The sequence below is a fragment of the Melghiribacillus thermohalophilus genome (genome assembly GCF_004342905.1).
Lineage (GTDB): Bacteria > Bacillota > Bacilli > Bacillales > Alkalibacillaceae > Melghiribacillus > Melghiribacillus thermohalophilus.
Genome location: NZ_SMAN01000028.1, coordinates 21,190 through 28,652 on the forward strand (window position 1 = coordinate 21,190; position 7,463 = coordinate 28,652).

Here is a 7,463-nt window from a genome sequence, read left to right on the forward strand (position 1 = left end):
TCTCACACCTTATAACGGGAAATGGCTATTTTTCTTACTTGTTCGATGATTTTATCAATATCGTCTAAACTTAAATCGATTCCATGTTTCTCAGCAAAATCAAACAGCAAGTCATCTAATTCCTGTGAGATGCGGTTATGAACTTCGGTATTTTTTTCCCAGTCCACTTTAGCATGCTTTTGGATGACGTTGTCCATATCCAGAGCGAGTTCTCCAATATCGTAGGCCGCTGTGGTTTCCTTTACTTCATTCATAACATCCATGGTAGCACCGTAAAAGGCCTGAGCCCTGCTATGACCCTTAATATTTTGTGGGTAATGATCTTCTGGAGCACCTTCCTGGTATTCCCTCTGATATTCCCTCATTTTTTCTAGATACTCTGCTTCACTTATTCGCTTTTCTTTGTATGCTTTTAATGTTTCCTCAATACGCTCAGAGAATTTTTTGTAATAGGCCGGGTTTTCTTCGTATCTTGTGTTAATGCTTTTGGTTAATCTGGTCATAATGGCATCGGCTTTCGCCTTCTTAGAACCAAGACGATTGAGCTCTTCTTCAAAACCTTCACGATCCAGAATATCCACAGGTTTTGTAATCCGCATCATGTCTTCGGCTGCAATATACTGATCGATTAGTTTTTGCATTTTTGCTTCATATTCCTTATGGTCAATCGAATCTGAGTACTGAATTTTTACTGTTCTTCGTAATTCCTGGAAAAACTTTAGATCTTTTTTGTACTCATCTAATTCTTCTTTACCCAGAGCTCGATAAATTTCCTCTGACTCGAGTGCTATCGCCAGATTCCGTCCAAACTTGCTTAACGTTTTATAAAAATCTTCCCGAAGTTGCTCATCTGCCAGTAAGTTTTGATATTCATTCATGTCATCTTTGTTCTTGATGGATGAGAACATCTGCTTTAGATCTGAATAGTGTTGGCGTAAAGCCCCTACAATCGAGACGATATCATACAAAGCACCTTTTAAATCTTTTGGATCGAAGTTCTCTAAACCTGCTCCACTGTACATTTCCATAGCTTCATCCAGCTTTTCCAGAAGACCACGATAGTCAATAATTATTCCGTAGTCTTTTCCTTCATACAAACGGTTGACACGGGCAATCGCCTGTAATAGTGTATGTTCTTTCATCGGTTTATCGATATAGAGTACTGTTGCTCGGGGTGCATCAAACCCTGTGAGCAATTTATCGACCACAATTAAAATGTCGATTTCATCTCCATTGACAAACTCATCTTTAATGGCATCTTCGTATTTTTCTGGAGTACCATATTTGTCCATCATTTTTTTCCAGAATTGCTGTACTTTATCCTTCGAAGCCTGGTCGACTTCATCGTGACCTTCGCGGACATCAGGGGGTGAAATGACAACGGCGCAGTTTAAATCCCCCAGCTCCTCAAAAGCTTCCAGATATCGGATCGCTTCAATTTTACTGTTGGTTGCCAGCATCCCTTTAAAATGGGAACCCTGTGTTTTATAGTTCTGTAAAAAATGCTCATTAATATCATAGGCAATCAACCGTATACGCTGATCCGAAGATGCAATCCGTTCAAAAGCACTCCATTTTTTCATGACCTGATCTTTTTGCTTATCATTCAGGTGACGAGTAATCATTTCCAGACGTTTATCAATGGCTTTCTTGTTAACCGTCTGTTCCACCATCCGGCCTTCATAAAGCAAAGGTAAGATGGCTTTATCCTCAACCCCATCCGCAATCGTGTACTGGTGAATTAATTTCCCAAATTTGATCATTGTATTTTTTTCTTTTTTCATTAGAGGCGTCCCAGTAAAGCCTAAATAACACGCATTTGGAAAGACTTTTCTCATCTTGTTGTGTAGTTCTCCATATTGGGTACGGTGGGATTCATCAACCAGTACAAAAATATCCCTGGATGGAATAGGATCCTGATGTTCTGCGGCCGTATCAAATTTATGAACAAGGGTGGTAATAACATCGGCTCCGTTATCGTTGATCAGTTTTACTAGATTTTTACCGGATGTTGCCTGGCTCACTTTCATTCGGGTATGACGGAAAGTATTGGAGATCTGTTTATCCAGTTCAATTCGATCGGTTACAACGACTACCTGTGGATTCATATCCCATAGCTCGGATAAAATATATTTGGAGAGCATAACCATGGTCAGGGATTTTCCTGAACCCTGGGTATGCCAGATGACCCCGCTCTGACGATTGCCTTTTTCATCCCGTTGCTCGATTGTTTTCAAAATTTCTTTGATCGCAAAAAACTGCTGGTACCTGGCAATTTTTTTAACATCCTTATCAAATACAATAAAATATCGTGTTAGATCCAAAAGTCGCTCCGGGTGTAATAATGAAATGATATTTCGATCCTGGGTGGTTGGGGTACGCCCATCAACCACCTGTTTCAGTTTGTCTTCGATCCATTCTTGATGTTCTTCTTTCCAGATCGACCAGAATTTATCGGGTGTATTACAGGTAGCATACTTCGCTGAATGGTTGTTGGTGGCCATGACGATTTGAATATATTTAAATAAGTGAGGAGCAAAGTCATTCTTCTGATTTCGAATCATCTGACTAATCCCCTGATTAACAGGTACAGACGGCCGTTTACACTCTACCACCGCAAAGGGAATTCCATTGACAAACAATACAATATCCGGACGAACAGTTCCTTTACCATCCATCCGTTCTACTGAAAATTCTTCCACGACATGAAACACATTATTTTCGATATTTTCCCAGTCAATATATTTGAGAGAGAAGGACTTTCTGGAACCATCAGGAAGATTTTCGGAATAACTTCTTCCCAGCATTAACGATTCATAGATTTTTTCATTGGTTTTAACCAGCCCATCAGTTAACGGTTCGTCGAGATCACGAATGGCCTGTTGAATATTTTCGTTACTGAATTTACGGACTTCTCCCTTATATTCATAGTGATTGAGTTCTTTTAGCTTTTCTTCAAGGATATCTTTGAGAAGGATATTATATAAATTACCCCGCATTTGTTCCGCTTCTTCCGGCGCTATATATTGATAACCTAAGCTTTTAAGCACTTCGATTGCCGGTGCCTGACTGGTGGTCTGTTCATCTGCATACGGCATGTTGTCACCTCCATGATATTATGAGAGGAAAGGCGGGAAGGTTTACACCTTCACCCGAACCTTTCCGGTTAGTAGAAGTTGCATTAGGCCTTTTTTTTGGAGTCTAAGATAGCTAACCTCTTTTTCAAGTAAAAAAATTTCTTTTTTTATGCTGTCTAAAATTTTTGATACAGCTTTTTGTTCTTTTAAACTTGGAGCTTTAACTTTAACCTTTAAAAGTTCCTTTTTGGATAAGTTAAAACGAGTTGAACCCTGGGCTAAACTATAAGTTTTTCTTCTGAAATCCGAACTCCTATACAAATACTGTGCAAATTCAGGAAGAATTGTATTGAAGTCATTTAGTCTAAACCCAAAACAAAAACTATTTAAATATATTTCACTTATATCATTGTCTAGAAAAACTGAACTCATTCCAACTTCATCCGGAGTTTCAGATGATGCAGTGAATAAAACATCGCCGTACTTTACTTTATTTTGCTTCTCATCTGGATCAATTTTTACAAAATCTAATTTACTTGTATCAACCTTATAATCATCAAAAATCGTTTTATAAGGGATATATGGTTTGCCTTCACCAAAATCTTTCTTTGTCTTCCCAGAAAGTCCATTATAGGTATATCCTATATTTCCTAGCTTTATCTCTTCCCACTCACCATCAAATCCCGGCAATCGGACTTCTCCTGTTAACAGCTTCTGCATTAAGCCCTTTTTCATTTGTTTTTTCTGATCAATTAACTTCTCTTTTAACTCAATCGCCCTGTCCCAGGTGGATAAAATGTCGGCGATTTTTTGTTGTTCTTTTAAATCGGGTTTTGGAATTTGTAACTTATTAACCCTAACTATACTCAAGGCTTTCTGACTGGAGCCATTAAATATGGAATCAATTTGTTTTTTCATTATTAAACTATTCCAATAAAAATATAAAAACTTTTTATCTACGCTTTTTATATTCCTCATCCATATTAAATTCCCGTCCTTAAAATAGAACTCTTCATCATCATCGACTAAATAAGGAACACCTAATGTACCCACTGCAGTAATTAATAAATCTCCTTTGCTGGGCACCCCGAACTTATTTTTTAATTCTAAAAATTTTTCTTTCGAAATATAGATAGTGTCCTTTATCTCCTTTTTTTTCGCTTTCTCAATGATTTCTTTTGATCTATAAAAGGGAATTCCTTTGGATGTATAATCTTTAGCGTATATACGCTTGCTAGATGTTATTTCCGCAATTTCATCTAATGTTACTATTTCCCAATCTTTAGGAATTTTTCCTATCGATGAATACACAAATCTTCTATCTTCGATGAAATCTAGGTTTTCTTCACTTCTTGTAATTTTCTTATTCATCACTTATTCCACCTACAATCCTAACTCTTCCAAATATTTTTCCATCTGTGCTTCTACTTCTTCCAGTTCCTTCTTTATACTTTTGATATTCTTCTTCACTTCGTCCATATCCACTGGTTCTTCTTCTTCAAACGTATCCACATACCGAGGAATATTTAAGTTATATTCGTTTTCTTTTATTTCCTCCATAGATGCCACATAGGAATACTTATCAACTGTTTCGTACTTTTCATAGGTTTCTACGATTTTTTGAATGTCCTGCTCTCTCAGCCTGTTCTGGTTCTTTCCTTTTTCATAGTTTCCTTCACTAGAAGCATCAATGAACAGCACATCATCCCGTTTTCGATTCTTCTGGAATACCATAATACAGGCTGGAATCCCTGTTCCATAGAATAATTTCTCAGGCAAACCAATCACTGCATCCAGGAGATTCATTTCTAAAATCTGCTTACGGATTTTTCCTTCACTGGCTCCACGGAATAAAACTCCATGTGGAAGAATAACTGCCATTTTTCCTCCTTCAGCCAGGGAATGCAACATATGCTGCACAAAGGCGTAATCCCCTTTTGAACTTGGGGGCACTCCCCAGTCAAAACGACGATGTGGATCAAGTCCTGGCTCCATTTTGAACTTCTTCTCTCCATCTCCGGCAAATCCCATGGCCCATTTATCAAGGGAGAATGGTGGATTAGCGACAATTCGCTGGAATTTCATCAACTTGCCATCATCATCCAGATGTAATGGATTCGAAATGGTATCGCCCCATTCAATATCGGCATCATCAATTCCATGCAAATACATATTCATAATAGCAAGAGAGTGGGTCTGTCCATTTCGCTCCTGGCCATAAATGGCAACTTTTCGGCTTGGAACCTGTCTGGCCACACGAATCAATAATGATCCAGATCCACAGGTTGGGTCATAAATGCGGTCGTTTTCTTCGGGCTTCACCAGCCGAGCCAGCAATTCTGATACCATGGAAGGTGTGAAAAATTCCCCACCTTTTTTCCCGGCATCTGACGCAAATTGTTCTATCATATACTGGTAAGAATCCCCAATTACATCTTCTTCACCAACAGCTGAAGGACGTAAATCTAGCTTATTAAAGTCCTCGAGCAGCTGTCGTAACATGGAATTTCGCTCTTTTGTCTTTCCTAATACAGACTCGGAATTAAAGTCAATATTACGGAATACTCCCCGTAATTTGCCGGTGTTTTCATTCTCAATTTTTTCTAGCGCCTTATTAATAATTTCCCCGATTTGAGGATCATTGCGTTTACTGTACAAGTAATCAAAGGTCGCTTCTTCCTCCAGCACAAAACGCTCACGGGATAAAGCACGCTGAATACGGCGTTCATCCCCTTTATATTTCTCCTTATACTCTTCCAGGTGCTCTTTGTATGTATCACTGATATACTTGACAAAGAGCATCGTTAAAATGTAATCCTTATAAATACTGGAATCAATTTTTCCCCGGAACGTATCCGCTGCCTGCCATAAAACCGAGTTAATTTGTTCTTGTGTCACCTTTTCACTCATTCTTAATCCCCCTGGCTTTCAATGATTATTTTGGTAATATGGTTAAACATTCTATTTTTTTCTTGCATGAGCTTTTCATAAAGCTGTTTTTCCTTTTGGTGGAGTTGTAAAAGCTGAACGATTTTACGCTGCTTTTCTAACGAAATTCCCTTAATCTCTAATTGTTTAAGAATATTCTTGTTTGTGCTTGTAATAACAGATCCCCGCTGTTCCCTCTTCAATAGATACTTAACATAATTTCGGTTCAGAAACCATGCTATATACTGAGGGTGGAACAGATTGCTAAAGATCTTAATAATCCCAAAAGACGAAGGGACCAATAAACCCTCATATTCTTCTTTGATATATACAGCCGTGTGTGGATAGGTCAGACGAAAAAGAATATCCCCTTTTTCGGTAAAATATTTTCTATCCAATACAGAATTACTTCGAAAGTCTTCAAATGGCTTATTATTAAACATGCCATCCTCATGGATATTGTGTAATGAAATTAATTGATATGTAGCTTTCGTTTCAGATTCCAGTTTCGCCTTCTTTCGAGTTAAAACTAATCCAGTTTTAATTTCCGCAATTTCGCCAAGTTGCATTGGGCACCTCCTTTATTTATTTTGTTATATGCACTTTATAACAATTTCAAAAGTTATATTTAGTTTATAACAAAGTACCCCTTTGGTCAAGAGAGGAAATTGGATGATTGATCAGCCCTTAGAACCATCATGTCAAACCTCTGATTTATTTAACAATTCTCCCCTGGCAGCTTCTAAACTTTTTCCATTAGGTAATTTCCATTTACGCAAGCCATTTTCAGTCTCACGTGAACTTCCTATTTTTCGGTAACAATAAACAGCTGCATAAGAACAACTTGTAAACGTTTTATTAACAATTTTTAATTTTCCACCATTAACTACTTCTGCCTCAAAAGTGTGCTCATCTCCCCCTCTTGGTTTATATGTCATTTTTAATTTATCACCTAAATTTATATAGTTATTACTAACTAGCTCTTGAATCAATTCTGTTCCTTGCAATTCATAAACAGTTATAGTGCGACCAGTTTCTGGGTTAGTTTCAATGGTAGGGGTTAAATCATCTGGCAACTTATATACAATTTTTCCAAATTGGAAACATCTACATATTTCTCGATAGACCAGATAAGAACCTGTGTTTTTAATGTCTCAGCCCATTCCTGTAAATCCTTTGGAATATTATCTATCGGGATTGCCACTTTGGGGAGCTTTTTAAGTATATTTGCGATTTTTATACCAATTTCTAATTGTCTTATATTAAATTCCTCGAAAATTTCCTGTGCTAGTTTATTTTCTTGAATAAACTTTAAAAAATAATTTTGAATTAACTCTAGAGGATGATGTATAAAAGTCTGTGTAAATGATTTTTTACTGGAAAAAAAGAAAAAGGTAGGGTATTCTCAGATTTGCGACCAAACAAAAATGAGAAAGGAGACCCTACCTATGTCTAATA

Annotated in this window: 5 protein-coding genes; all 5 read right to left on the bottom strand. The window is 37.4% G+C overall.

The annotated features are described in order from the left end of the window. Positions 1 to 2: 2 nt before the first annotated feature. Positions 3 to 3,098, bottom strand: a complete 3,096-nt coding sequence (locus tag EDD68_RS14080) for a type I restriction endonuclease subunit R (RefSeq protein ID WP_132372965.1) — start codon at positions 3,096 to 3,098, stop codon at positions 3 to 5. 42 nt (positions 3,099 to 3,140) lie between these two features. Beyond that, positions 3,141 to 4,448: a restriction endonuclease subunit S gene (locus EDD68_RS14085; protein ID WP_132372967.1), complete on the bottom strand. Its 1,308-nt coding sequence runs from the start codon at positions 4,446 to 4,448 to the stop codon at positions 3,141 to 3,143. A gap of 12 nt (positions 4,449 to 4,460) precedes the next feature. Beyond that, the gene (locus tag EDD68_RS14090; RefSeq protein WP_132372969.1) at positions 4,461 to 5,987 is read right to left on the bottom strand and encodes a type I restriction-modification system subunit M; all 1,527 of its coding nucleotides are present in this window, start codon (positions 5,985 to 5,987) and stop codon (positions 4,461 to 4,463) included. Between the two features lie 2 nt (positions 5,988 to 5,989). Continuing rightward, positions 5,990 to 6,574: a restriction endonuclease subunit S gene (locus EDD68_RS14095; RefSeq protein WP_132372971.1), complete on the bottom strand. Its 585-nt coding sequence runs from the start codon at positions 6,572 to 6,574 to the stop codon at positions 5,990 to 5,992. A 132-nt stretch (positions 6,575 to 6,706) separates the two neighbouring features. Next, entirely contained in the window at positions 6,707 to 7,081 is a 375-nt protein-coding gene (locus tag EDD68_RS14100; protein ID WP_132372973.1) for a DUF4357 domain-containing protein, read from the bottom strand. Between the last annotated feature and the right edge of the window lie 382 nt (positions 7,082 to 7,463).

Bases quoted from the DNA above. Each gene is read 5' to 3' on its own strand.
- EDD68_RS14095 (WP_132372971.1), bottom strand. From the start codon at position 6,574: ATGCAACTTGGCGAAATTGCGGAAATTAAAACTGGATTAGTTTTAACT.
- EDD68_RS14085 (WP_132372967.1), bottom strand. From the start codon at position 4,448: ATGAATAAGAAAATTACAAGAAGTGAAGAAAACCTAGATTTCATCGAA.
- EDD68_RS14090 (WP_132372969.1), bottom strand. From the start codon at position 5,987: ATGAGTGAAAAGGTGACACAAGAACAAATTAACTCGGTTTTATGGCAG.
- EDD68_RS14080 (WP_132372965.1), bottom strand. From the start codon at position 3,098: ATGCCGTATGCAGATGAACAGACCACCAGTCAGGCACCGGCAATCGAA.